Source organism: Methylopila henanensis, from assembly GCF_042681025.1.
Taxonomy (GTDB): domain Bacteria; phylum Pseudomonadota; class Alphaproteobacteria; order Rhizobiales; family Methylopilaceae; genus Methylopila; species Methylopila henanensis.
In genome coordinates, this window is the sequence record NZ_JBHUER010000007.1 from 101,560 (window position 1) to 126,400 (window position 24,841).

A 24,841-nucleotide genomic window follows, 5' to 3' on the forward strand; every position below is an offset into this window, starting at 1 on the left:
GCCATGCTGATCGACTTTCTGATCTCCTGGGTCGCCAACACGCCCGGCTTCGCCGCGCCTTACGCGCTCGCCGCCCTCGGGCTGATCGTGAGCGAGCGCGCGGGCGTCCTCAGCCTCGGGGCCGAAGGCTTCATGCTGGTCGGCGCGGTGATCGGCGTCGGCGTGATCCTGTCCTTCGGCATGCCGCCGCTGCCCGCCATGGCCGCGGCCATGGGCGCGGCCGCCCTCGTCAGCGCGCTGTTCGCCGCGCTCGTCGTCTGGCTCAAGGTCAACCAGGTGATCGCCGGACTCGTCATGGTGTTCTTCTGCCAGGGCGCGACCAGCCTGATCGGCTCGCAGTTCGGCTGGACCAATCGGCCGTTCACGGGCCTGCCCAAGATCGACCTAGGGCCGCTCGCGAACCTGCCCGTCCTTGGCCCGATCCTCGCGGCGCAGGACGTCGTGATCTACGCGACGCCCGCGATCTTCCTCGGGGTCGCCTATGTGCTGTTCCGCACCCATACGGGCCTGCGGCTGCGCGCCGTCGGCGAAAGCCCGGAGGCCGCCGACGCCGCCGGCGTCGACGTCTCGGGCGTCCGCTTCTTCGCGGTGATGGCGGGCGCGTCGCTGATCGGCCTCGCGGGCGCCTACATATCGGTGGGCAGCGCCAAGATCTGGGTCGAGGACATGACTTCGGGCCGCGGCTGGATCGCCGTGGCGCTCGTGATCTTCGCCCGCTGGAGTCCCTGGCGTGCGCTCGCCGGAGCGATCCTCTTCGGCGCGATTGAGGCTTTGGTGCCGAAACTCGCTGCGGCAGGCGTCCGCCTGCCGCAGTACCTGATGCTGATGACCCCCTATCTCGCGACGCTCGGCGTGATGATCTGGATCGCCGTCGCCCGTCGCGGCGCGGCGCCGGACGAGCCGGGAGCGCTCGGCGTGCCGCATGTCCGCGAAGAGCGGCGGTGAGGAGTTGTTCGATGGACGCCTTCGTCTACGGCGAGAAGCGCACTTTGCCGGCGGCTTTCAATGAGTTCACGACCCGGGAGGCGACCGCCGCGATCTCGATCGACCTCCATCAGGGGCATCTCTCGGCCGATCCTGATTGCCCCTGTCCCGCGCCGAGGGCGCGCGAGGTGGTGGACGGGGTGAACGCCTTCCATGCCGAGGCGCGCCGGCTCGGCGTGCCGGTGATTCATGTGCGAAGCGAGCTCCGCCCCGGCGGCGTCGACGACGTGAAGGGGACGCCGTCCGCCTGGCGCATGACCTTCCCGCTCTATGTCGGCGAGATTCCCAACGCCGACGCCCATGCGCTCACGGGCAGCCGCTGGACCGAATTCGTCACTGAGGTCGCGGAGGGCGACCATATCGTCTCGGGCAAGAAGCGGCTCTCGGCCTTCTACCCGACCGATCTCGACTTCCTCCTGCGCAACATGGGCGTGAAGCGCGTGGTCCTGACCGGCTGCATGGCGGATTGCTGCGTGCTGAACACCGCCTTCGACGCGAGCAATCTCGGCTACCGCGTCACGGTGCTGTCGGATCTCGTGCGCGGCACGGACGCCGCGCTCGAGGCCGCGGCGCTCGCCATGGTCTCCCTCCATCTCGGCGTCGTGACGACGAGCGCGGACCTCGTCGCCGAGTGGAAGCGCCAGGGCTCCCTTTCATCACGGACTTGATCCGGGATAGCGGCGGCCGCTTTCGCTGACGCGGTCGTCCTAGGGACGTCAGGCGGCGCCTTTCGAAGGCTTCGCTTCCACGCCAGTCGAGAGCGCGCCGAGGATCACGCGCAGCACGTTTTCGGTCGCCTCCCGGAAGAAGAGCTCGTCGTCGAGCGTGCGGCCCGAGATGGCGGCGATCTGCGCGGAAAAGTCGGCGTAGTGCTGGGTCGTGGCCCAGATGGCGTAGATCAGATGGTGGGGGTCGACCGACGCGATCTTGCCGTCCTCGCTCCACCGCCGGATGACCGCGGCCTTGCGGTCGACCAGCGTCTTGAGGGAGGTCCTCAGTTCGTCCCCGATCATCGGAGCGCCCTGAACGATCTCGAGGCAGAACAGGCGCGAGGAGCGCGGGTCGGCGCGCGACATCTCCATCTTGAGCCGGACATAGTCGCCGATCGCCTGGATCGGGTCCGCCTCGGGGTCGAGGGCGTCAAGCGGCGCCAGCCAGTCGGAGAGCAGGCGCTTCAGCACGCCGACATAGATCTCCTCTTTGGAGGAAAAGTAATAGAATAGGTTGGTTTTCGAGACGTCGGCGGCTTCCGCGATCTGTTCGGTGCTGACGCCGTGCAGTCCCGATTGCGAAAACAAGCTCAGCGCCGCGTCAAGGATCACGGCCTTGCGGGCGAGAAAACGCCGTTGCTGCCGGGACGTCTCCGGCCCCGCGGCCGATTCATTGTCGATGATCTCGGCGCGAGGCTTCAGCCGTCTTGCCGGCGACGGCTTCGAGTTCGCGTTTTCAGACGTCACTTGACCACTCCACCATCATGGCGACCGGCGCGCCATGATCGCGTCGCCGGCTTGGCGACCTCGCCCCTGTCATAACGAAAAGCGGTGATTTGGATAACCCGGGGACGCCGCCCGCCATTTTTCAAGACGCGGCTCGGCGCGCTGACGGTGGAAATCTGGCGGCCGCCGGGGCCAGAGACGCCGACGATGTCGCCGCCGCGCCTCTCTAATCTCCACGGACAGTTGGGCCGCCTCCGGAATTGACCATGCTCTGATCTTTGGCCCGGTCAGGACGCGGCCTTGCGGTCTAATCTGCTACCGCTCGTTCCCGAAAAACTTCCGCCTCAGAGCCTCCAACTCGCCCGCCTCCTGCAGCGCGAGGATCTGAAGCGTGATGCTGTGGCTGAGAGCATCGCCGTGGCGAAAGCCGAAGCCGTATTTGTCCGGATGGAAGATCGGTCCGACAACCGAGACCGGCGGCGTCGGGTTGCTGTGGGCGTAATGCTCCAGCACCGGCGCGTCGCCCACGATCGCCTCCGTCTGGCCGGACGTCAGTCCCTGGACCGCGCCGCCGATGTCGTCATAGGGCGTGGTCGAAAGGCGCAATTCGTTTGAATAGTTTTCCGCGACGCTGCCGCCGAGCACGCCGACGCTGCGCCCGGGAAGGTCGGCGAGGGAGTTGATCTGGTGCGTGAGCGTCAGCGCCGTCATGACGCTTGTCACCGACGAGGTGACGTAGGCGATCACGGCCACGCCGCACACCATCCAAACGCCGCCGGAAATCCGGCCGATCCAGCCAAGGGCGTTCGCTCGCGTCACCCTGCCTGACGTGGCGACGGACATGACCTCGTAGAACCCTTCGGCGAGGCCTTCGTGCCAGCTTCGTGGAAAGCTCTTGTCGAAGCGCCGGTAAAACGCCGCCAGCACGATCGTGGCGACGAATATGAGGAAGACGAGCCAGGCCATGGCGCGGAGGTGCCCGGCCTTTTCCAGCCCTCCCAGGACTTGCCAGAAACCGGAGCCCTGATCGTCGGCGATCATGATCCGGAGGCCGGCGTCATACCAGGGCTGAGAGAATGTGATGCGCTCGACGCGATCCCTGGTGATCGTCAGATTGGAGACGGCCGCAGCGACTTCGCCACGTTCGGTCGCCGCGATCAGGGCTTCGAAGGTCGGATACTCGCGATAGGAGTAGGCGAGCCCGAGCGGCCTCGCCGTCGCCTCCCAGAGCTCGATCGCCATGCCGGAATAGCGCGCGCCATCCTTGACGACGAAAGGCGGGCTCACATGGACGCCGACCGCCAGCGGCTGCAACGGAGTGGTTTCATTCTGGGCCTGCGCCGACACGGATCCCGAGGCCATAGCCAGGATCGCGCATAAAAGCGTGATCATGGGGAAATTCCATTTCATCATTTCATCCCGAACCCTGGCTTCCTCCCCGCTTCTAGATGATTTTTCGACTTTCGGTTTTGTCGAATCCGGCGAAGAAGGCGAAGAGACCACAGGTGATCGCCGCGAAGATCGGTAATCCGTGCGGAGAAATCTCCATCGCCATTCCGCCGATCAGCGGGCCGGCGAGCGCGCCGAACCCCCAGGCGACCGACAGCAGCGCATAGACGCTGACCAGTTCGCCGCCCTTATAGCGATCGCCGAGAACGGCGATGGTGGTCGTGTAGATGCCGACGAACGCGCCGCCCCAGACGAACAGCAGCGGATAGGCCAACCAGGCGTGCGCCAGCGCGGCGGGCCAGGCGACGGCGCCTGCCGCCGAGATCGTGGCCAGGACGACGACAAGAAGGCGCCGGTTCATCCTGTCGCCCAGCCAGCCGATGGGAAGCTGGAGCAGGATCGATCCGCAGAGCAATATCGTGAGCAGGAAGGTCGCCGACTGTTCCGGCCAGCCAAGAGCGATCGCGTAAAGCGGAAGCAGGCTGAGCCCCGCCGATTCCAGCGCTGCGTTCAGCGCCGCGGCGGCGACCGCCACGGGAACGAGCCGCAGGAATCGCCATGGGCCTTCGTTCGCCGCGCTTTCGGGGAGCGCTTCCTCAGGTCGTCCCACCTGGAGAACCAGACAGGCGGCGAGCGCGAGCGCCGCCCCGATAACGAAGGCGAGAGCCTCTTCGCGTCCGACGAGCGTGAGGATCGCAGGTCCGAGCGCGGTGCCGGCCGACAGGGCGGTGACATAGATCGCGACCGTCCTGCCCCGGTTCGTTTCACTGGTGATCTGGTTCAACCAGGCTTCGGAGACGACGAACATGGTTTCGGAGGCCGCCCCCAGCACCACGCGGAGAGGGAACCACAGCCAGAGCAACGGGACCGCTGGGAAGATCGCGAATAGGCCGCCGGCAAGGAGCAATGCGCCCTTGGCCAGCCGGCCGAAACCGAGACGCTTCAGCAGCGCCGGCAGGGCCGGGGCGACCAGCAGAACGCCGATCGCGTACATGGCGCTGTTGGCGCCGATCAGGGTTTCCGAATAGCCGGCGTCAGAAAGCTCCAGCGCGATCAGCGGCGCGCTTAGGCCGTAGGTCAGGCCGAACGTGGCCGCCGTGAGGATCACGACCGCCGTTGTCCTTGCCTGCCCGGTCAAACTGCGGCCCTTTCGCCTTCATTCCGCTCCTGCTCGTGAACCAGCGCCCGTCTCGAGCGAAACGCCTCGCCGATCCGCGTTCTCCAGCGTCGCTCGCCGTGCTCCACGACCTGATTAAGCAGCCGCGCGTAATCCAGCACCAGCCCCGGCGTCCAGGTCATCGCCTCCGCGCGCCCGCGCACGATGCGCATCAGCCAGAAGTGCGGATCGCTGAGGATTCGGAAGAGGTCGCGCCACAGGCTGCCGGTATGGCCCGTGCCTTCGGTCGCGGCGTCAAGAGCCTGGATGACGGTGGTCGAGCAGTTGCGCGCGGTGAGATTGTAGGTTTTGTCTCTCGAATAGGCGTCCCAGAAGGTCCGCAGCGCCTGCGGGTTGAAGCGGCGGAAGGTGATCTTCTGGTCCGGCATGCACCAGGCCGCGGCCTCGAGCGCCAGGGACTCGTTGAAACGTCCGGGCACGTCGTTTTCGGGACCCGCCGAGAGCAGCGCGCGGAAATCGTCCGGGCTGTGATCCATGTCGTTCGCCGGGTAGTGGCTGACATAAAGTTCGCCGGGCATTTCCAGCGCGGAGTGGCCGGTGGAAATGACGCCGTCCTTGTCGACGGCGGCGACATACCGGTCGATCAGCAGGCGGCGCTCCGGATCCTTCACCGAGCCGACGGCGGTCCAGACGTAAACGTTGAGGATCCTGTCGCCGTCCGCGACGATCGCGCCGTCTCCAACGATCGGGTGAACTTTGGCGCCCTGCCAGTTGCGCGCCGCGTAAAGCGGAAGGGATCGGATCGACGCGCCGTCCGGCAGCCGCCGCAACGGCGACGCCATGCGCACGAGCTCATAACCGGAGGTCAGAAGAAGGAGCGCGAAGCAGAACGGCACAGTAAACAAATGCGGCACAGGCCACGCGAACAGGATCATCAGCGCGAGGCAGATCTCGATCGCCCCGGCGACGATCCCGACCCGCCAGCGGGGGCTGTGCACCACATAGGCCGAACCGATGCGGAACAGGCCGTCCACCAGGAATGCGGCTCCGAATACGATCGCCGCGCCGATGTTGTTGTCCCATGGCACGTTGAACACCAGGAAAGCGGCGAACAGAAAGGCGGCGCCACGCAGCGCGTCGATCCAATATCTGCGCAGCCCCACCGATGCGGCGGTTATGATCTCCACGGCCCCTTCGACCACGAGAAGAAGCGCAAGCGTGTCGAGGAAAAAGACGAGCGCCCCGTCGCTCAGATCGAACAAGATCAGGGCGCCGAGCAGCATCCAGACAATTCCGGCCGCCATCAGCAGCCGCCACATGGGCTTCAGCGCCCGGGCGCCGAGAAGAAGAAAGAGCAGCCTGATCATGACATCAACCGGCCGGCTTCCGGCTGCGCGAAGCCACGCGCTCTCACGCCGTCCTCAATGACATCGGCCAGTTTCATGCCCTTGACGACCCCGTCGCCGAGAGCGTCCGCGCGGCTCGTCGAAATCGCAGCCCAAGCAAACTCGTTCACGGAAATACCAATCATGATTCAAGCAGAAATGGCCGAACGAGATCGGTCGTCGCAGAAACGGTTGTGGGAGGACGTCTCGGCTCGGATCAGTTCGCCGGCGGAATCGGGCAGCTCGTGTCGCCCTCTTCACATTTGAGATAATTCTTGAAGTCCTGGATGCGGTTTTCCGTCAGCCTGCTCAGACAAATCGGGTAGGTCATGCCGGCGGCGCTGCCGCCGCCAGAGGCCTGCAGGTTACATTCGGCGTCGCGGAAAGCGACCCAGGCGCGCTGCGCGACGACAAGGCTTTTCTTGGTGTCGGGATCATCAGAAAGCCTTCGTTCTATCTCCTTGTAGAGTTTGTTCAGCTCGGAATCGGTTTTCTTGAACGCATTTCCATAGCATTCATTGAGCTTCGCCTGGCTGTCCGCGTTGCTACATTCGTCAGCAATCGCATATGACACAAAAGCCATCGCCGTGGCGCCGAGAACGACAGCAAGAATTGCGCCTGAGAACCTCATTTTTCTTCTCTCCGGCCCGCATCTCACGGGCTTCATGACTTCTGTTCCGTTTGAGGCTTTTCCTCGATCAGGGCGCAGCGGAGCGTGATGGGCGACCGCACGTCCGCCAGCTTCCCGTCGAAGAAGTCACAGGCCAGTATATTGTCCGGCCCGCCTTTCCGCGCCGAATAGACATTGATGTTGAGCAGGATGGGGCCTGTGATCCATTTCAGCCGGTCCGTGCGCAACTTGGAGCCCGAAACATGGGCCGTCCCCGGCTTTCCGGGAATTTCGACCTGTTCGCTCCCGAGATCGATCTCTCCGATCTCGCCGGCATGTTTCCGCGCCGACGGCAGCGGCTCCGCCGAGTAGGACGCGCCGACGACGATCCCCTCGGAGGCGGCCGCGAGCGCGGAGGCCGCCTTCTTCGACAACGTGACGTTGACGTCGAAGGCGACCGGCTCGGCGGCGATCGCCAGCCCTGAGGGCGCGATGAACACGACGCTCAGGACGATCGACGCTGCAAACCGTCTTGTCGCGTTGGCCATCCGCTTATCCCCGTTCATCGCCTGATCCTGTGATCTGCCGATTAAAAACGAACGCCCGGCGATGTCGAGGCGCGCAGGCCTGACATGGTAAATGTCGTTTCGCGGCCGAGCGGCACGCGACAATGCAGGCCGCCGATCCAGGCGCTGGTGATTGACTCATCGATGCGTTTCACTAGGAAATAATTGGCCTGCCTCAGCGCGGCGCAGCCATTGACGATCAGAAAGCCGTCCAGGAGCCGCCGATCGACGGAATGACGCCCTACAGAATCTATAGCGCATTGGCAGCTCTCGGGCTCAAACCAAAAAACTGTTTAAAGCAATGTGAAGAAAGTGACGCAGGACAGGTATCTGCGGACATCCGACTTGAGAGGGTATCTCCATGCACCGTGTAAGCCTTGCCGTGGCCCTGGCGTTAGGCGCGCTTTGGTTCGCGCCCGAGGCGCAAGCGCAGTCGACCGTCGAATGCCGCTCCCGGAACTACCAGTATGACGAGTGCTATGCCGGCCCTCTGAAGCAACCTCAGCTCATTCATCAGATTTCTAGCAGCTCGTGCATCCTGAACCGGACTTGGGGTTACAACCCCAAAAGCAAATACATCTGGGTCGCGCAAGGCTGCGCCGGCGTCTTCGCCGACGTCGGCGGTTATCATTATGGCCGCGGTGACGGCTTCGATCCCCACGCCCGCATGTACAACGATCGCGGCAATGACGTTGGAGCCGTCGTGGGCGGCGTCGTCTTGGACGCGATCCTCGGCGGGATAGCGTCCGGCGACCACAAGAAGCACCATCACACGACCAGCAACTACCGCGATGACGGCGGCTATAACGGATGCCACGGGCTTGGATGCACGGTCGACAACCCTGACGACAACGACCGGAGCATCGATCCCAGGCCGCAATTCGACAAGGATGGCAATCCGAACTTCGACACGCATGGCAACTATCAGGGCTGCCACGGCGCGGGATGCCTCGTCGACAATCCGGACGACAAAAGCGACGCCGATTCTGGGGATCCAGATTGAGCGGGACGCGCCCCCGAAAACGGGAGCCAAGAATGCGACGTCACGTTTCGCACGAAACTCTAGTCGAACGACGCGAGCTACTTCTTGCCGAGACCGGCGCTCTGCGAGCTCGATCAGCTCGCAACCCTTTAAAGCAAGGCCTTCGAAACAGACGCGCCGAGCGTGTATTTGGGGTCGACCATGTTGCCGACCCGGAGCTTGCCGGCCTGCGTCAGCAGCATATAGGCCTCGAGCTCGTCGAAGCCGTAGTCGGCCGCCATCCAGCGCACGAGCTCGCGATAGGCGATGCGGGCGGCGTCCTCCATGGGCCGGCTGCAGCCGATCGTCATGATCGCGTTTTCGGTCTCGAGCCGCGGCCAGCGGAACCTCCAGTTCTTGATCAGGTCGATCTGGATGGTGGTCACGGTCGGATGCTCGATGGCGAATCCGCAGAGCTCGCCGTCGCCCTGCGTGGCGTGGCAGTCGCCGAGATAGAGCAGGCCGCCGGGCGCATGCACCGGCAGGTAGATCACGGCGCCCGGCCCGACGTCCGGGAGGTCCATGTTGCCGCCGTAGTAGTCGGGGACGAGCGAGGAGATCGCCTCGATCTCGGGCGAGGTCCCGATCGTGCCGATGAAGGGCTCATAGGGCAGCGCGATCCTGTCGTTCCAGACCACGCCCCTTTCGGGCGTCACCTCGAGCTTCTTGACGATCTCGGGCAGCGGCGCATTGAGCATGGCCGTGTCGTTGGTGCCGACGAGCGCGCCGAATTCCGGCATGATGCAGGTCGTCCCGACGGGCTGGGGGCCGCGCGGAACGATCTTCTGGATGTAGACCGCCAGGCAGTCGCCCTTCTCCGCGCCGTTGACGAAGATCGGGCCGTTCTGGGGGTTGAGGAACGGGAAGTTCAGGATCGCGCTCGGGCTGTCGGTCTCATGCTTGATCTGGCCCTCCATGGCGTCGTGCGTCTCGGCCGAGACCACCGCGCCCGGATCGACCCGCAGGACCGGTTCGGCGTAGGGGCCGTAGACGTAGTGGTACTTGCCCTGAATCTCCTCGGTGATCGCGTAGGACTGGCCGGGCCGCCCCTTCGCTTCGCCGCGCGCCGCCATGATCGAGTGTTCGAGCCAGCTCATAGTGCCGTTCTCCTGAAGGCGCGGCGGCCGGCCTCGATGGCGGCCGCCGGTCCCGAAAAAATGCGCGAAGGCGCCGCCCCGTCAGATGGGCGGGCGTCGGTTGACGCCGTCGTCGGACTGTCGAAACGTCAGCGTCGGGCGGGCGCCAGCTCGTCCGGCGCGTCCCGGGAGGTTCCGGTCGGCGCTGACCGGCAGGCGAGTTGCTGTTCGCAGTAGTCCTCGAGGCTGAGGCGGCTGCGCATGCTGTCCCGGCGCAGGATGGCGTAGGCCTCGTCGTCATCGACGCCATGCTGCTCCATGATGCGCACGATGGTCTTGATCACGAGACGACGCCTGCGGCGGCGGTCCTGATGGTCGTGGAGCTCGTCGGTCAGCGCCTTGCGCTGCAGGTATTGGTTCACGCCGAGGAACAGCGTGGTGTAGACCGCCCCGGCGTAGACGGGCTTGCGCAGGAACGCCGTCGCGCCCTGCGCCATCAGCCCCTTCAGCCGGCTCGGCGCCTCGACGCCGACGAGGCCCACGACCGCCGCCGGCGGCAGCCCGTTCCGGATGGCGCCCGGACCGAGCACGCCCTCGAGGTCGCCGTCGACGAACAGCACGTCGCGCTCGAAGCTGAACGTCGACGCGTCGACCGAGGCCTCCGGCGGACCGGGACGCTCGACCACGAGGCCGAGCTTGGCGAGGACCGACGCCAACGTGTCCACGCCGCCGTCTCCGGAAGCGAAGATCACCGCCCGCATGCCGCGGAAGTTCTGGACCTGCGTCTGTGTCATCAGCTCACCACTCGCAGTCGGGAGGCGGGCGAGCCCCAGGCCTCCGTCGCCGAGAACCGGACGAGATAGGGGTCCGGGCGGATGGGCGCGGGCTCCTGTCGGATCACGTCGAACGAGGCGTCCGCGCGGGAACGCCCGATGCGCGGGGTGAGGCAGAGATGCATGGTTTCGGCGTCGACGCTGACCTCGCCCTGAGGCGCTGCGAGGCGCTGGTCGGCGAGCGCGCGGCGCACCGCGCCGATCTCGTCGCCGCCCGCGCCCGACATGGCGGCCGCGAGCAGCTTGACCGCGATGTAGGAGGCCTCCGCGTCCGCCGACGCCCAGGGCTTGTCCGGATAGGCCTTCGCGTAGCTCTCGACGAAGGCCCGGCTCTCAGGCGTCTGCAGGGAGGAGAAGTAGACGCTTGAGCTGATGTGGCCGTCCATCGCGCCGTCGCCGATGTCGACGAGGTCCAGCTCGTTCAGGTTGCAGCTCGCGACCGGCATGACGGCCGGCTGGTCGATGCCGCGGGCCACGCACGTCTCGCGCAGCCGGCGGATGAACGAATAGCCGCTCACGCCGATCAGCGAGGAGAACACGAAGCTCGGCCGCGCCAGGATGATCGCTTCGATGGTCTTAGCGAAATCGGTCTCGCCGACCGGCAGATAGCGTTCGGCGAGAACGGTCCCGCCGCGCGCGGTCACCATCTCGCGCAGGATCCGGTTGTTCTCCCAGGCCCAGATGTAGTTCGAGCCGACGCAGAAGGCGCGATCGCCATAGGACGACATCAGGAAGTCGATCAGCGGCAGGATGTGCTGGTTCGGGGCGGCGCCCGTGTAGACAACGTTGTCGGAGCTCTCGAAGCCCTCGTAATGCGACGGGTACCAGAGCATTCCATCATATTTCTCGAAGGCCGGGATCACCTCCTTGCGGCTCGACGAGGTGTAGCAGCCGACGACTTGCTTGATCCCCGACGACAGCAGCTGGGAGCTTAGCGCGGCATATCGCGAGAGATCGCCGCCGGGGTTCACGACCACCGGATCGAGACGGACCTCGCCGGCCGCGTTGACCTCGGATACGGCGAGCAGAGCGCCGTTCAGCATGGGTTCGGCGACCGAGCTGTAGGGCCCGGTCGAGGAGAACATCAGGCCGATGCGGAAAGTGTCTGTCGTCATCGGACCGCCGAACGAAAAAAGCCCTCGAGCCATAGGCTTGAGGGCGTCGCTGCCTGCGCGGAGATGTGTCCGCGCCGTGATGTTCATCGAAGTGCCTGACGCTCAATTGGGCATCTTTGCCCAGCGCCTATCTCTTAGGCTTGAACGAGCCGCGCCTCTTGTCAAGCGGAGATCCATCCTGAACGGGTTCAGCAGGCGAGTAGAATTCGCGCGGTCATCGATCAAAAATTGTGCTTGACTGTCAATTGGGCGCAGGTCAACCTTTGGCCACGCGTCGGGCAGTGCTGCCCATGTAGACGCAAGTCACGCGCATCCACAGGAATTCGGCACAGTCGCCCGCAGCAGGATGCTGACGGGCTTTTTTGCGTTACGCCGCTGACGGCTGCTTCGCGAAGGGGCCTTGCATCTTCGACTTTACTCGCCTGCGACGAGCGCCGCGGAAGCGCGGCCTGACGTGCGGGCCAGGTTCACTCGAGGCGCCGGCTCCAGGAGCTACGCCCAGCGATCGCGGAGGCCACAGCGTGAAGGTCCAGCATTATCTCGGGGGCATCGAGAATCTCGGCCCCGTCGACGTCGAAAAGCGCGTCTTCGTCGAGCCGTGGGAGGCGCAGCTCTTCGCCGTCCATACGACGATGATGGGCACGGGAATCTGGGCGTGGCCTGACCTCAGGGTATTGGCCGAGTCCATGAATCCGCTCGATTACTTCAAGTATCGCTACTACATCAAATGGCTCGGCGGAATGTGCAAGTTTCTGGTTTCCAGAAACTACATCTCCGAGAAGGAGCTCGAAGCCAAGACCAAATACTACCTCGAGAACCCCGACGCTCCGCAGCCCAATGCGGGCGACAACGACGTCACCGGCCGCGTCATCGAGTATTTCTACACCGGCGCGAATCCTTATCGCGACGTCGCCGTGAACCCGGTCTTCAAGGTCGGCGACACGGTGCGGGTCAAGGACATGCCGCCGGCGGTCCACACCAGGCTTCCGGGCTACCTGCGCAACAAGACCGGCGTCGTCGAGACCGTCTACAAGGGCGCATATCTCTACGCAGACAATGTCCCGACTGACGGGATCTGCACGGCGCAGCCGGTCTACCTCGTGAAGTTCAAGACGCGCGATCTCTGGGACGACATCCCGGACAAGGGCGACGTTCTCTACAACGACTGCTTCGAGGTCTACCTCGAGGCGGTGTGACCCCCGATCTTCTTCCAGCTTCATGACGAATAACGGCGGCGAGCCCGCTTAGATAAGGCGAGTTCTATGAGCGACGATCACGATCACGAACATCATCACCACCTGCGCGAGAGCGAGACCTATTACGCCGCGCGCACCAAGGCTCTGGAGTCCCTGTTCCGCGAGAAGGGCCTGATCGGCACCGACACGGTCGACCGCGTCATCAACTTCTTCGAGCACGAGATGGGGCCGTTCAACGGCGCCAAGGTCGTGGCCAAGGCCTGGACCGACCCGGCCTTCAAGGGCCGCCTCCTCGCCGACGCCAACAAGGCGATCGCCGAGCTCGGCATGCGCGACGGCATCGAGGGCGAGAACCTCAAGGTCGTCGAGAATACGCCCGGCACCCACAATGTCGTCTGCTGCACGCTGTGCTCCTGCTGGCCGTGGCCGCTGCTTGGGCTGCCGCCCTACTGGTTCAAGGACCCGGTGTTCCGGGCCCGCGTCGTCCGCGAGCCGCGCGGCGTGCTGTCGGACTTCGGCGTGACCCTGCCGGACGAGTCTAAGATCGAGATCTGGGATTCGAGCGCGCAGGTTCGCTACTTCGTGATCCCCGAGCGCCCCGCCGGCACCGAAGGTTGGGACGAAGAGAAGCTCGCGGCGCTCGTCTCCACCGAGGCCATGCAGGGCCTCGGCCTGGCGACGGCCTGAGGAGGCGCGGACGATGGACGCCTATGTCGACGACCTCACCGGCCGCGAAGCCATCCCGCGCAACTGCGAGAGCCTGAAGTTCGACGAGCCCTGGCAGGGCCGCGCCTTCGGCATGGTTCTCGCGCTCGCGGAGGCGAAGTCCTACCCCTACGAGGACTTCCGCAAGAGCCTGATCAGCACGATCGGCGAGTGGGACAAGACCCACGAGCCGGGCGACGAAACCTGGAGCTACTACGAGCAGTGGCTCGCAGCCTTCGAGAAGCTCGCGCTCGAAAAGGGACTGATCAACCCGGAGGAGCTCGACCGGCGCACGGAAGAGTTCCTGCACCGCACCCGCGACGAGGTCATCTGACCTCCTCGTAGGCGCTTCCAAACCGACGTTCCGCCGACCGACGCGCGAAACCCTGCGCGCCGGCAGGGGAAGTCTTGTCCTCACGCGTCTCGAAAGGCGCAACCATGATCATCCCTCTCGCCATCAGCGTGGGACTGCTCGGAGGCATCTGCACCTGGGCGTTCCTCGCCACCAACGCCTTCCTGATCTGGGCGGCGTTCGCGGCATGGGCCTGCTTCTACCATTGCGGCGGCGACGCCGCGGCCTTCCGGACCACCGTCGTCTCCAACGCCTTCGGGGTGCTGGTGGCCTGGAGCGCGGGGCTCGCGCTTGCGCTCGTCGCTCCGGGACCCGCCCTCGGCGCGGTGATCGTGGCGATCTCGATCGTCGCCTACATCCTCGCCGCCCACATTCCGGCCTTCTCGTCGATCCCGGCGGTCACCTACGGCTACGCCTGCACCTTCTCGTTCCTGACGCAGAACGCGGACGCCTTCACGCCCGCCGCCATGCTGTCCGCCTCGGGCCGTAACGCGCTCCTGATCGTGCCGTTCTCGATGATCATCGGGGCGTGCTTCGCCTTCGCCTCGGCCAAGCTCGCGGCCTGGATCCACACGCTCGCGCCCAAGGCGTCCGTCAGCGCCTCCTGAACCTGCGCATGCCGCCGCGCGGCAAGGCCGCGCGGCGTCTTCTCCAACGTCGAACTCGGGAGTTCCAGATGATCAACCCAGCCTTCGCCACCTCTGCGCTGACCCCGGCGCGCGCCGAACCGATCCCGGTCTCGGCGATCCTTCCCTGGGCCGTCTTCGGCGGCCTGATGCTCCTTCTCACCGTCTACTTCGTGGGCGCAGAGGAAGGCGCGACCTCGCTGATCGGGAGCTCCGTCGTGCATGAGTTCGTGCATGACGGCCGCCACCTGCTCGGCTTCCCCTGCCACTGACGGAGGGCGAGATGGTCGGCAACCTTCTGCTGAGGGGCATGATGGTCGGCGTGCTCGCCGGCCTTCTCGCCTTCGGCTTCGCGACAACCTTCGGCGAGCCCTGGGTTGAGTACGCCATCGCGTTCGAGGAAAGCGCGAGCCGTGCCTCGGGGGCCCACGGCGAGGCGGAAGAACCGGAAATCGTAAGCCGGGCCACGCAGGCGGGCGTCGGCCTCTTCGCCGGCCTCGTGGTCTACGGCGCCGCGATCGGCGGCCTGTTGGCGCTCGCCTTCGCCTTCGCCAACGGCCGGCTCGGGCGTTTGAGCCCGCGCTCTGTCGCGGCCCTGATCGCGACGCTCGGCTTCGTCGCGGTCGTCGTCGTCCCGCAGCTCAAATATCCGGCCAACCCGCCGGCCGTCGGCAGCGCGGACACAATAGTCGCCCGAACCGAGCTGTTCTTCGCCATGATGGCGTTCTCGATCGCCTTGATGGCGGCGGTCGTCATGCTCGCAAGGCGCTTTGCCGAACGCGTCGGCGGCTGGAACGCGGCGACGGTCGCGGGCCTCGTCTATGTCGGGGTGGTCGCGGTCATGTTCGCGGGCCTGCCGGACATCGAGGAGATCCCCGCCTCGTTCTCGCCGGCCGCGCTCTGGAACTTCCGGATCGCGTCGATCGGCGTGCAGGCCGTGCTCTGGGCCTCGATCGGGCTGATGTTCGGCGCCCTCGCCGAACGGGCGTCCCGAAAGCAAGGCGCGCTGCGCCACGCGGCCGGCGCGGCCGCGTTCCGATGACGGGACGCGCCGGCCGGTCTCCGCGGCCCGGGCGCCTCGCGTGGGCCGCGGCCGTCGTCGCGCTGGCCTCCGTCTCGGGCGCCGCCTCCGCGCATTCCGGCGGTCCGGTCGACGGCGCGAACGCGGGCCTGCCGATCCCGCAGATTTCTCATGGCGAGATGGCGCTCGTCGACGAGCGGCTCGGCGAGATCGTCGCGCTCGCGAAGCGCCAGGCCGCCACCGACGGGTCGGTTCGCCGGCTCTACAATCACTACGGCGTCCAATTCGCCTACTGCCTCTGGGGTCTCGCGCCCGGAGGGGTCACGCGCGAGGGCAGCCCGTTCAACCCGTGCGCCCACGCCTATCTCGCGGCCGCCAAGCAGTTGCTCGTCGTCATGAGCCGCGAGCCGGCGAGCGCAGGCCCCGCGCTCGCGATCATCGACCGGCTCGAGACGCGGCGACGCGCGACGCCGGAGGCCGGCGCAATCTGCTCGTCGAGCGCGCAGACGTTCAACACGGCGGCGGTCGTCCGGCCGCGCCTGACCGAGATCGTCCGGGACCCGGCGTCCGCCGCCATCGGGTTCGCGGCGACGGGGCTCCTCGCGGGCGGCGGGCTTGCGGCCGGGTCGCTGCGCCGACGTTCGCGGACGCGCCGTCCTGCGGCCGACTGACGGCGGGACGGCTCGATGACGCATCGCCTGGAGATGATCTGTGCGATGCGATCGCGGCGGCCCGTCTTTCCGGGCGGCGCCGAGCCGGACGACGCCGGGGACGGCGCGCGCCGGAACCTCCCGGCGTCGACGCTCAGCGGCGACAGGTTCTGGTGCGGGCCTGAACCGATGACGCGCCGCACCGCCGCGGGGCTCGGCCTCGACGTCGAGGTCCGATCCGAGCTCGCCGAAATCGATTTTGGATCATGGCGCGGACGCACGCTGGAGGATGTCTCTCGTTCGGACCCGGAGGGCTTCCGGAGCTGGGTCGCCGAGCCGTCTGAGGCGCCCCATGGGGGAGAGTCGATCGAAGCCCTGTTGGCGCGCGTCGGCGGATGGCTTTCCTCTTGCGCGGCCCTGACCGGTCGGACCGTCGCGGTCGCGCCGGCCATGGTGGTCAAGGCCTGCATGCTCCATGTGATCGCAGCGCCGGCGACGTCTTACGCCCGGATCGACCTCGAGCCCCTGAGCATGGTTGTCTTTGTAAGTGATGGCGACCGCTGGAATCTCCGAGCGATCGGCGATCGGCGATGAAGGCCGAAACTGAATACGTCAGCCCTTTGGCGGAAGGAGCCCCACCGCGCCCAGACGCCGGCCGCCGATTTTTTTACTTAGCCGCTAAAGGCCAGGTCTTCGATGTGCGCAACCGCAGCTAATTCAAGGCCGGCGAGTTCGTCGTGCTTAACCCGCTTCGGGCCGATCAGGATCATCAGGCCCTCGATCTGCGCGGTGATGAGCGCCGCCCGAAGTTCTCGGCTTTCGCGATTGATGTCCGGCCGTACGCGCTCGATCATGCCCGAGATCCAGGTTCGCATCCGCGCGTAGAACGCTCCCAGCATTTTGGACACGGGCGGAGAGTGATTGGCCATCGCCCACATCTCCATGAGGAGGGTGACGGTCCGCTCCCGCTTGTTCTCCTCGATCATAAACTGGATCGAGAATCGGAAGATCTCACGGTCACTTTTGAGCCGCGAGGGCACACGCTTTTTAAGGCGCTGGTCCCAGCGATCGAAAATAAACTCCGCAAGATCGACCATTAGATCGTCCTTTGACGGATAGTAGTAGTTGACGTTTCCCACCGCGATGCCGACCCGCTTTGCGATGTTCCGATAGGACAGGTTCGCGAAGCCTTCGGCCACCACGATATCCTTCGCGGCCTCCAGGATTGCGGCGGTGCGGCCGGCTCCCTTCAGGGTTGAGCGTTTTACGGCCGGCGGCAGGACGTCCATATGGCCTCCTCGTAGCGGGCGCGACCCTGAGGGACGCGAAGCCCCCAGTACGACCGTACGAGAATTTTGGCTAGGCCTTGAAGGCCTAGCTTAGCGACCCTCACGTCGCCGCTGGACATTTGGTCTGTACGGGCGTCCAATTGCTGCGGCGCACCCAATGCACGCGGCGGCGCCCAGCTTTTTTGCCAGGCAGCGTCCTAATCTGCACATCATTTAAGCGATCTAGGACGGCCGTACTATTTACGGTTTTGGGCTCCTTGGTATCGTTCCAGGCAATCGTCCCGCCGTCGCCGATGGGCGGCGTTCGCAACGTCCGGAACGACGGAGCCAGCCATGAACGCTGAGATGGATACGAGGATCGTGCGCGGCGCTTGCCCCCACGACTGCCCCGACACATGCGCATTCGAGTATCACGTGAAGGGCGGAAAGCTGGTCGAGGTGACCGGCGACAAGAACCACCCGATGACGCAGGGCCGCCTCTGCGTGAAGCTCAAGGACTTCGCCGGCCACCACTACAATCCCGACCGGATTCTGACGCCGCTGAAGCGCGTCGGTCCGAAGGGGTCGCGGCAGTTTGAGCCGATCAGCTGGACCGAGGCGCTCGACACGATCCGGGACAGATGGAACGCCATCATCGCCGAATACGGCGCGCAGGCGATCATGCCACACGCCTATCTCGGGCATCAGGGCACCCTGAACGGCCTCACCGCCGGCGACGCCTTCTTCAACCGGCTCGGCTCGACGGTCGCCGAGAAGACCTACTGCGAAAGCGGCTCGTCGACGGCCTGGGTCATGACGGTCGGCCCGTCCGGTGGGCTCGACATCGAAAGCTTCGTCCACGCGAAGTACATCATCGTCTGGGGCATGAACATGACCTCGACGAACATCCACGGCTGGCCCTTCATCGTGAAGGCGCAGGAGGCCGGCGCGAAGGTGGTGGTCATCGATCCGGTCAAGACGCGCACCGCGAAGGCCGCCGACTGGCACGTCCAGATCAAGCCCGGAACCGACGGCGCGCTCGCGCTCGGCATGATGAACGTCATCATCGCCGAGGATCTCGTCGACCATGACTATGTCGAGAAATACACGCTCGGCTACGAGGAGCTGAAGGAGCGCGCGGCGCTCTATCCGCCGGAGCGCGTCTCCGAGATCACCGGCATCCCGGCGGCCGACATCATCACGCTCGCCCGTGAATACGCCACGACCCCGCCAGCCGCGATCCGCGAGGGCGTCGCGATCGAGCGCAGCCGGGGCGGCGGCCAGGCCATCCGCGCCATCACCTGTCTCCCGGCCCTGATCGGCGCATGGCGGCATGTCGGGGGCGGCGCGATGGAAATGCCGATCTGGGAGTTCCCGACCAACTTCGACCGGATCTGCCGCCCGGATTGGATCCGGCCGGGAACGCGTGTCGTCAATGAGCTCGACCTCGGCGCCGCGCTCACCGGCGAGCTGCAGCTCGATCCGCCGATCAAGTCTCTGTTCGTCTACAACTCAAACCCGATGAGCCAGGCGCCGGCCCAGGCGAAGATCGCCCGGGGCCTCGAGCGCGAGGACCTGTTCACGGTGGTCAGCGAGCTCTTCATCACAGACACGGCGAAATACGCCGACATCATCCTGCCGGCGGCGATGCAAGGGGAGCAGCTCGACATCATGGTGACCTGGGGTCACCTGTACATCAGCCTCAACCAGCCTGCGATCTCCCCCCCGCCGGAGTGCGTGCCGAATGTCGAGATGTTCCGACGCCTCGCCAAGACCATGGGCTTCAATGACGACTACTGGGACCGCTCTGACTGGGAGATGCTCCAGGACTTCTACGACTGGGAGTCCCCCGCGCTCCAGGGCATCACGCTCGATACGCTGAAGGAGACCGGCTGGGCGCGCATCAACGTGGGGCTGCCGCACGAGCGAAAGCCGCACGCGGAAGGCAACTTCAAGACGCCGTCCGGCAAATGCGAGTTGAGGTCGAGCGTGACGGAGAACTTCGTCGTGCCGGTCTGGCGCTCGATGTACGAGGGCATGCAGCCGGCCGAACCGATCGACCCGCTCCCGGACTATGTGCCGGGCTACGAGTCGCGGGAGACCAATCCCGAGCTTGCCAAGCGTTTCCCGCTCTCGATCGTCTCGCCGAAGGCCCACGCCTTCCTGAACTCGCAATACGCCAACGAGAAGCCGAAGCAGAAGCGGCAGGGAGAGCAGACTGTCTTCATGCACCCTGACGATGCGGCCGCTCGGCGGATCGAGACGGGCGCCCTGGTCCGCGTCTTCAACGACCGCGGCCACTTCGACGGCCGCGCCGAGATCGTCGACGCTCTCATGCCCGGCCTCGTCATGGCGAATCTCGGTCATTGGCCGAGCTTCACGAGCTCCGGCACGGCCGTGAACGCGATCAGCTCCGACGCCCACTGCGGAATGGGAATGGCCGGCAGCTATTCCGACAACCTCGTCGAAGTCGAGCATGTCGCTGCGTGATTGCAGCCCCAGCGCGGCGTCCTTCCGGGGCGCTGCGCCCTCTTTCCCAGCACCACTGGTCGCGTTCGAGGGGTTCAAGATGACTCACGTCGTCACCGCAAACTGCCAGGCTTGCCGCTTCACCGATTGCGTCACGGTCTGCCCGGTCGCCTGTTTCCATGGCGATGACGAACGCCTCTACATCGACCCCGACGTCTGCGTGGACTGCAGCGCCTGCATTCCGGCCTGTCCCGTGGGCGCCATCAAGGAGGAGTTCGACCTCTCCGATGACGAGGAGCAGTGGATCAGGATCAACGCCGCGCGCGCTCCCGACTTGCCGATCATCCGAGCAAAACAGTCCCCGCTGCCGACGGCGGAAGCTCGCCGCAGCGAGCTGGGCCTGAATTGAGGACCTGACATGGCGGGAACCGCCGCGCGCAAAGTCGCCGTCGTCGGCAGCGGGCCCAGCGGCTTCTATGCCGCAGAGGCGCTGCTCGAAGCCGGCGCCGAGGTCGACGTGATCGAGCGTCTGCCGACGCCGTTCGGCCTGGTTCGGTTCGGCGTCGCGCCCGACCATCCGAAGCTCAAATCCGTCTGCCGGAACTTCACCCAGATCGCCGGTCACGAGCGCTTCGCCTTCTTCGGCAACGTGGCGCTCGGCAGGGACGTGACGATCGACGAGCTCCGGGGCTTCTACGACGCCGTGGTGATCGCGAGCGGCGCGTCCGCGGACCGCAAACTTGGAGTGCCCGGCGAAGACCTTTCCGGAAGCTGGTCGGCGACCGAATTCGTTTCCTGGTACAACGGCCATCCGGACTTTCGGGACCGGACCTTCGATCTCTCGTGCGAGGCCGCGGTGATCCTCGGCCATGGCAACGTCGCGATCGACGTCTGCCGGATCTTGTCGAAGTCCGTCGACGAACTCCGCCAGACCGATATCTGCGAGCATGCGCTTGAGGCGCTCGGCGAGAGCCGGATCCGCGAGGTGCATCTCGTCGGCCGGCGCGGCCCGGCGCAGGCGAAATGGACGGCCAAGGAACTGCGTGAGATCGGCATGCTGGCCGAAGCCGATGTCGTGCTCGACGAGTGCGATCTCGTCATCGGCTCGACCTGCCAAGCCGAGCTTGCTGATCCGCGCGGCGTCGCCGCGGCGCAGAGCGTAAAGATCCTGCGCACCTTCCAGGGACGCCCGCGCGAGCGCGCCAAGGCGGTGCATCTCCACTTCAACCTGAGCCCGCGGGCCCTCGAGGGAGGCGGCTGCGTCGAGCGCGCGCTGTTCGATCGATGCCGCCTTTCGGGCGGGGCCTTCGCGCAAGTCGCCCAACCGACCGGGGAGACCGTGTCGCTCGAAGCGGGCGCCGTGTTCAGGAGCGTGGGCTACAAGGGCGTCGCGACCGACGGCGTGCCGTTCGACGCCCGGTCCGGGACGATTCCACACGAGCGCGGACGTGTCATGGATGGCGGCGCGCCGGCGCACGGACTTTACGTGGCGGGATGGATCAAGCGCGGCCCCTCGGGAGTGATCGGCGTCAATCGTGCTTGCAGCCTCGAAACCGTCGAGTCGATGCTGGCGGACTTTGCCGATCGGCCGGCGAAAGCGCCCGGTCGCGTAGCGTTGCGGACGTCGCTCGCAGCGCGCGGCGTGCGGCACGTCGACTTCATCTCCTGGTCAAGGATCGATGCGGCGGAGGTCGAGGCCGGAGCGGCCCTGGGGAAGCCTCGGGAGAAGTTCACATCGGTGGACAAGATGCTGGCCACCGCCTTTGCGGGTGCGGGGTCTGCTCCGCAGTACTGCTGTACGTGATGGCTCTCCGCTGACTTGGCAGTCAGCCCCGCGGAGGCCTCCGATCGAGCGAAGCGCGCCTCGGCTATTTTCCGCCTGCGAAGACCACACGCGCTCCGTAGCGTTCAAGTTCCGGGATCTTTTCGCATTTCTCGTCGACGTCGGTCACGAGCGTCCATTGGGAAGGCAGAGGCGCCCAGGCCGAGCAGTTGGCGCGGCCGATCTTGGTCGCGTCGGCGAGCACCACGGTCTCGCGCGCCTGCGCCATCATCAGCGACTTCAGCGCCACCTGCTCGAGGCTCGCCTCGCAAAGGCCTCGGCCCGCCACCACGCCGTCGGCGCTCATGAACACGCGGTCGGCCGTCAGCCGGCGCATCGCCTCGACCGCAAGCGGGCCGACGGTCCCCATGCTGGTCGCCCGCAGCGCGCCGCCGAGCGCGATGATCTCCACGCTGGCCTCGTCGGCGAGAAGCGGCAGCACCGCAAGATTGTTGGTCACGATCGTCAGCTTGCGGCCACGCAGCCGCTCCGCGAGGGCGACGACCGTCGAGCCCGCGTCGAGGATCAGGGTGTCGCCGTCCTCGACGAGCGCCGCCGCGGCCTTGGCGATCGCGCGCTTGGCGGCGTTGTTGACCGAGAAGCGCTCGCCGAGCGTCGTCTCGGGCTGATGGTTCGCGAGGATCGCGCCGCCATAGGTGCGGCGCACCGCGTTGTCGCGGGACAGCCGCTGCAGGTCCCGGCGCACTGTCGAGGCCGAGACGCCGAAGCGCGCCGCGAGGTCCTCGACGTCGGCCTCGCCGGCGCGCAGCGCCTCCAGGAGCTGCGCGCGGCGTTCTCGGCTACGGATCACCTCGGCGCCTCCAGATTGCGTGGGCCGGAGAAACTGCCCGCTCCACGCTCTCTTGGCTATCGCCTCGAACGTCGCGGCACCGTCAGGCCGCGCGCTTCGGCGCGAGGTCGACCGCCTGCCGGAGCGCCTCGATCATCGAGCCGTCGTCCGCGATCCCCTTGCCAGCGATGTCGAAGGCGGTGCCGTGGTCGACGGACGTGCGGATGACGGGCAGCCCGACGGTGATGTTCACCCCGGCCTCGAGCCCCAGCACCTTGATCGGCCCGTGGCCCTGGTCGTGATACATGGCCACCACCATGTCGTAGTCGCCGCGCCCCGCGAGGAAGAACAGCGTGTCGGCCGGCAGCGGCCCGCGAACGTCCCAGCCCTTGGCCTTGCACGCTTCGACTGCCGGCGTGATCTTCTCCGCCTCTTCGCCGCGGCCGAACAAGCCATTCTCGCCGGCGTGGGGGTTGATGGCGCAGACGCCGATCTTCGGATTCTCGATCCCGGCCTTCACCAGCACGTCGCGACCGCGCGCGATGACGCGCTCCACAAGCCCGGGCTCGATCTTCGCGATCGCGTCCAGCAGGCCGATATGGGTCGTCACATGGATGACGCGGAGCTTAGGCGACACCAGCATCATGGAGACCTCCGGCGTGCCGGTGAGGTGCGCGAGCAGCTCGGTGTGGCCCGGATACTTGTGGCCCGCGGCGTGCAGCGCCTCCTTGGACAGCGGCGCGGTGCAGATCGCCTGCGCGCCGCCGGCCTCGACCACCTGCACGGCCTTCTCGATGTAGCGGTAGGCGGCCTCGCCCGAGATCGGCGACATCTCGCCGAAGGGATGGTTCGCCGGCACGAGCTTCAGGTCGAGGCACTGGACGGTTCCGGGCGCGAAGCGGGCGTCGTGGGCGTCCTCGACGGCCTCCACGTGCAGCGACGAGCCCACGATCTCGCCCGCCAGCCGAAGCCGTTCGGCGTCGCCGACGACGAGCGGCTCGCACATGGCCTGGACTTGCCTGTGCGCCAGCGCCTTCATGATGATCTCCGGCCCGATGCCGGACGGATCTCCCATGGTGATCGCGATCGTCGGGCGGCTCATGCGAAGGATCCCTTCTGACGGACGGCGCGAAGAGCGCGCGCGATGCGGATGAGGCTCTGGTCGTCGCCGAAGGCTCCGGCCTTGGTGGCGACCGGCACGGAAAGCGCGCCCATGGAAAGCCCGAGCGAGACGCCCGGCTCGACCTCGTCGACGAGCCGGATGCCCTGGACGCCGAAGCGCGAGAGCAGCGCCGCGGCGGTCTCGCCGCCGGTCGCCGCGAAGCCGCTCATGACGGCGGCGGCGGGCTGGAGCGCGTCGGCGAGGCCGGAGGCGAGCCGCGGGCCGAGCCGCATGTCGAGCGCGTCGCCGATCGTGATCTCGACCAGCACGTCCTCGCCCGCCCGGAGTGTTTCGGAAACGCGGCGGCCGAGCGCTGCGCGGCCTTCCATGTCTTCGAGCAGCAGCTCGGGATCGGCTGGGATATGGGCGACAAGCCCTTCGTCGCGCAGCGCCGCTGCGCCCCTGCGCGAGGTCGCGGCGAGCGAGCCGACGACGATGAGCGCGCCGGCCTCCGAGGCGTCCACCGCCGGCGGTTCTGCGGCGGGCTTCGCCTGGACGGCGGCGAGCGCATGCGCGAGACCGGCGGAGCCGATGAAGAAGGTTCCGGGCGCGGCCGGCAGGCTCGCCTCGGCGATCCGCGCGAGGTCCTCGTCGATCTCGGCGTCGCAAACTGCGATAGCGCCTGTCGCCGCGAGGCGCGCGAAAGCGGCTCTCAGCCCGTCGAGCGGACCGCGGATCTCGGCGAGCCCGACCCTTTTGGACGTCACCCCGGCGCTAGCCAGGACCTCGACGAGGTCGGCGCTCTCATAGGTATGGTCCCGCCGCCAGAGCTCGGTCGCCTCGAGCGCTTCGCCCGCGACCCGCACCCGGCCGTCGATCGTCGTGCGGCCGACGCCCGGGAAGGCCGGCGCGAACACGCCGAAAGGCTGTACGCCTGCGTTCCGCAGATGCGCGATCGCCGCCGCGGTCTCGGCGGCCGGCTGGCCGCGCAGCGTTGAATCGATCTTCTTGAAGAGCGTGCGGCCAGGTTCGAGCAGGGCCTCGAGCGCTTCGGCGTGGCGTGCGGCGGCGGCCTCGGCCGTCATGTTGCGGCTGTCGGCGTCGTAGGAGAACGCCTCCGGTCGCTCGGCCGCGACCGGGGCGACGCCCCAGCCGACGGCCGCCGCCCGTCCGCGCTTGGCGAAGGCGATCGCGCAGTCGGCCGCCCCCGTCAGGTCGTCGGCGAGGATGAGCCAGCGCCCATCCATG

At 66.5% G+C, this 24,841-nt stretch carries 28 protein-coding genes; 14 read left to right on the forward strand and 14 right to left on the reverse strand.

Annotated features, from left to right (window positions below; translation table 11 throughout):
- Positions 1–3 precede the first annotated feature (3 nt).
- On the forward strand, positions 4–945 hold the full coding sequence (locus tag ACFSCV_RS10225; RefSeq protein ID WP_378799488.1) for an ABC transporter permease: 942 nt from the start codon (positions 4–6) through the stop codon (positions 943–945).
- An 11-nt stretch (positions 946–956) separates the two neighbouring features.
- On the forward strand, positions 957–1,652 hold the full coding sequence (locus ACFSCV_RS10230; protein ID WP_378799489.1) for a cysteine hydrolase family protein: 696 nt from the start codon (positions 957–959) through the stop codon (positions 1,650–1,652).
- Between the two features lie 48 nt (positions 1,653–1,700).
- On the opposite strand, the gene rutR is transcribed toward ACFSCV_RS10230, so the two are convergent.
- From rutR to ACFSCV_RS10265, 7 genes are all read right to left on the reverse strand, one after another.
- Complete coding sequence (rutR, locus tag ACFSCV_RS10235) at positions 1,701–2,441, reverse strand: HTH-type transcriptional regulator RutR (protein ID WP_378799490.1); 741 nt, start codon at positions 2,439–2,441, stop codon at positions 1,701–1,703.
- Between the two features lie 294 nt (positions 2,442–2,735).
- Positions 2,736–3,923 carry a transporter substrate-binding domain-containing protein gene (locus ACFSCV_RS10240; protein WP_378799491.1) on the reverse strand — a complete coding sequence of 396 codons (1,188 nt, stop codon included), beginning with the start codon at positions 3,921–3,923 and terminating at the stop codon, positions 2,736–2,738.
- Positions 3,865–5,007, reverse strand: a complete 1,143-nt coding sequence (locus ACFSCV_RS10245; protein WP_465264208.1) for an MFS transporter — start codon at positions 5,005–5,007, stop codon at positions 3,865–3,867. The genes ACFSCV_RS10240 and ACFSCV_RS10245 overlap by 59 nt, the downstream gene beginning before the upstream one ends.
- The gene (locus ACFSCV_RS10250; RefSeq protein WP_378799493.1) at positions 5,004–6,353 is read right to left on the reverse strand and encodes an HdeD family acid-resistance protein; all 1,350 of its coding nucleotides are present in this window, start codon (positions 6,351–6,353) and stop codon (positions 5,004–5,006) included. Before ACFSCV_RS10250 ends, ACFSCV_RS10245 begins: the two co-directional genes overlap by 4 nt.
- Positions 6,350–6,517 carry a hypothetical protein gene (locus ACFSCV_RS10255; protein ID WP_378799494.1) on the reverse strand — a complete coding sequence of 56 codons (168 nt, stop codon included), beginning with the start codon at positions 6,515–6,517 and terminating at the stop codon, positions 6,350–6,352. The genes ACFSCV_RS10250 and ACFSCV_RS10255 overlap by 4 nt, the downstream gene beginning before the upstream one ends.
- 71 nt (positions 6,518–6,588) lie before the next feature.
- Positions 6,589–7,002: a lysozyme inhibitor LprI family protein gene (locus ACFSCV_RS10260; RefSeq protein ID WP_378799495.1), complete on the reverse strand. Its 414-nt coding sequence runs from the start codon at positions 7,000–7,002 to the stop codon at positions 6,589–6,591.
- Between the two features lie 32 nt (positions 7,003–7,034).
- The gene (locus ACFSCV_RS10265; RefSeq protein WP_378799496.1) at positions 7,035–7,547 is read right to left on the reverse strand and encodes a hypothetical protein; all 513 of its coding nucleotides are present in this window, start codon (positions 7,545–7,547) and stop codon (positions 7,035–7,037) included.
- A 361-nt stretch (positions 7,548–7,908) separates the two neighbouring features.
- Here ACFSCV_RS10265 and ACFSCV_RS10270 point away from each other — a divergent pair, with 361 nt between their 5' ends.
- Entirely contained in the window at positions 7,909–8,550 is a 642-nt protein-coding gene (locus ACFSCV_RS10270; protein ID WP_378799497.1) for a DUF3011 domain-containing protein, read from the forward strand.
- Between the two features lie 128 nt (positions 8,551–8,678).
- Here ACFSCV_RS10270 and ACFSCV_RS10275 read toward each other — a convergent pair whose 3' ends face one another.
- The 3 genes from ACFSCV_RS10275 to ACFSCV_RS10285 form a co-directional block, all read right to left on the reverse strand.
- The gene (locus tag ACFSCV_RS10275; RefSeq protein ID WP_378799498.1) at positions 8,679–9,665 is read right to left on the reverse strand and encodes an acetamidase/formamidase family protein; all 987 of its coding nucleotides are present in this window, start codon (positions 9,663–9,665) and stop codon (positions 8,679–8,681) included.
- Positions 9,666–9,793: 128 nt separating this feature from the next.
- Positions 9,794–10,438: an ANTAR domain-containing response regulator gene (locus tag ACFSCV_RS10280; protein ID WP_378799499.1), complete on the reverse strand. Its 645-nt coding sequence runs from the start codon at positions 10,436–10,438 to the stop codon at positions 9,794–9,796.
- The gene (locus ACFSCV_RS10285; RefSeq protein WP_378799500.1) at positions 10,438–11,592 is read right to left on the reverse strand and encodes a transporter substrate-binding domain-containing protein; all 1,155 of its coding nucleotides are present in this window, start codon (positions 11,590–11,592) and stop codon (positions 10,438–10,440) included. The genes ACFSCV_RS10280 and ACFSCV_RS10285 overlap by 1 nt, the downstream gene beginning before the upstream one ends.
- A 521-nt stretch (positions 11,593–12,113) precedes the next feature.
- Between ACFSCV_RS10285 and nthB the strand changes: the two genes are divergently transcribed.
- The 8 genes from nthB to ACFSCV_RS10325 all read left to right on the forward strand — a co-directional run bounded on the left by nthB (position 12,114) and on the right by ACFSCV_RS10325 (position 16,736).
- Positions 12,114–12,788, forward strand: coding sequence for a nitrile hydratase subunit beta (gene nthB / locus ACFSCV_RS10290; RefSeq protein WP_378799501.1), 675 nt, complete (start codon positions 12,114–12,116; stop codon positions 12,786–12,788).
- A 66-nt stretch (positions 12,789–12,854) separates the two neighbouring features.
- Positions 12,855–13,475, forward strand: a complete 621-nt coding sequence (gene nthA / locus ACFSCV_RS10295; protein ID WP_378799502.1) for a nitrile hydratase subunit alpha — start codon at positions 12,855–12,857, stop codon at positions 13,473–13,475.
- Positions 13,476–13,488: 13 nt separating this feature from the next.
- Positions 13,489–13,827 (forward strand): nitrile hydratase accessory protein, encoded by a 339-nt coding sequence (locus ACFSCV_RS10300; RefSeq protein ID WP_378799503.1) that lies wholly within the window; start codon positions 13,489–13,491, stop codon positions 13,825–13,827.
- Between the two features lie 104 nt (positions 13,828–13,931).
- Positions 13,932–14,453, forward strand: a complete 522-nt coding sequence (locus tag ACFSCV_RS10305) for a DUF1097 domain-containing protein (protein WP_378799504.1) — start codon at positions 13,932–13,934, stop codon at positions 14,451–14,453.
- 68 nt (positions 14,454–14,521) lie between these two features.
- On the forward strand, positions 14,522–14,743 hold the full coding sequence (locus ACFSCV_RS10310; protein WP_378799505.1) for a CbtB domain-containing protein: 222 nt from the start codon (positions 14,522–14,524) through the stop codon (positions 14,741–14,743).
- Between the two features lie 11 nt (positions 14,744–14,754).
- Positions 14,755–15,513, forward strand: coding sequence for a CbtA family protein (locus tag ACFSCV_RS10315; RefSeq protein WP_378799506.1), 759 nt, complete (start codon positions 14,755–14,757; stop codon positions 15,511–15,513).
- The gene (locus tag ACFSCV_RS10320) at positions 15,510–16,163 is read left to right on the forward strand and encodes a hypothetical protein (protein WP_378799507.1); all 654 of its coding nucleotides are present in this window, start codon (positions 15,510–15,512) and stop codon (positions 16,161–16,163) included. The genes ACFSCV_RS10315 and ACFSCV_RS10320 overlap by 4 nt, the downstream gene beginning before the upstream one ends.
- 15 nt (positions 16,164–16,178) lie before the next feature.
- Entirely contained in the window at positions 16,179–16,736 is a 558-nt protein-coding gene (locus ACFSCV_RS10325) for a histidine phosphatase family protein (protein WP_378799508.1), read from the forward strand.
- A 77-nt stretch (positions 16,737–16,813) separates the two neighbouring features.
- On the opposite strand, the gene ACFSCV_RS10330 is transcribed toward ACFSCV_RS10325, so the two are convergent.
- On the reverse strand, positions 16,814–17,431 hold the full coding sequence (locus ACFSCV_RS10330) for a TetR/AcrR family transcriptional regulator (RefSeq protein WP_378799509.1): 618 nt from the start codon (positions 17,429–17,431) through the stop codon (positions 16,814–16,816).
- A 333-nt stretch (positions 17,432–17,764) separates the two neighbouring features.
- Here ACFSCV_RS10330 and ACFSCV_RS10335 point away from each other — a divergent pair, with 333 nt between their 5' ends.
- Genes ACFSCV_RS10335 through ACFSCV_RS10345 form a run of 3 tightly spaced genes read left to right on the forward strand, consistent with a single transcriptional unit; the run spans position 17,765 to position 21,683 of the window.
- Positions 17,765–19,900, forward strand: a complete 2,136-nt coding sequence (locus ACFSCV_RS10335) for a molybdopterin-containing oxidoreductase family protein (protein WP_378799510.1) — start codon at positions 17,765–17,767, stop codon at positions 19,898–19,900.
- Positions 19,887–20,288, forward strand: coding sequence for an indolepyruvate ferredoxin oxidoreductase subunit alpha (locus ACFSCV_RS10340; RefSeq protein ID WP_378799511.1), 402 nt, complete (start codon positions 19,887–19,889; stop codon positions 20,286–20,288). The genes ACFSCV_RS10335 and ACFSCV_RS10340 overlap by 14 nt, the downstream gene beginning before the upstream one ends.
- A 9-nt stretch (positions 20,289–20,297) precedes the next feature.
- On the forward strand, positions 20,298–21,683 hold the full coding sequence (locus ACFSCV_RS10345; protein ID WP_378799512.1) for an FAD-dependent oxidoreductase: 1,386 nt from the start codon (positions 20,298–20,300) through the stop codon (positions 21,681–21,683).
- Between the two features lie 64 nt (positions 21,684–21,747).
- Here ACFSCV_RS10345 and ACFSCV_RS10350 read toward each other — a convergent pair whose 3' ends face one another.
- The 3 genes from ACFSCV_RS10350 to ACFSCV_RS10360 all read right to left on the reverse strand — a co-directional run bounded on the left by ACFSCV_RS10350 (position 21,748) and on the right by ACFSCV_RS10360 (position 24,840).
- Positions 21,748–22,512: a DeoR/GlpR family DNA-binding transcription regulator gene (locus ACFSCV_RS10350; RefSeq protein ID WP_378799513.1), complete on the reverse strand. Its 765-nt coding sequence runs from the start codon at positions 22,510–22,512 to the stop codon at positions 21,748–21,750.
- Between the two features lie 82 nt (positions 22,513–22,594).
- Positions 22,595–23,593: a 4-hydroxythreonine-4-phosphate dehydrogenase PdxA gene (pdxA, locus tag ACFSCV_RS10355; RefSeq protein ID WP_378799514.1), complete on the reverse strand. Its 999-nt coding sequence runs from the start codon at positions 23,591–23,593 to the stop codon at positions 22,595–22,597.
- Positions 23,590–24,840, reverse strand: coding sequence for a four-carbon acid sugar kinase family protein (locus ACFSCV_RS10360; protein ID WP_378799515.1), 1,251 nt, complete (start codon positions 24,838–24,840; stop codon positions 23,590–23,592). The genes pdxA and ACFSCV_RS10360 overlap by 4 nt, the downstream gene beginning before the upstream one ends.
- Position 24,841: the final 1 nt, after the last annotated feature.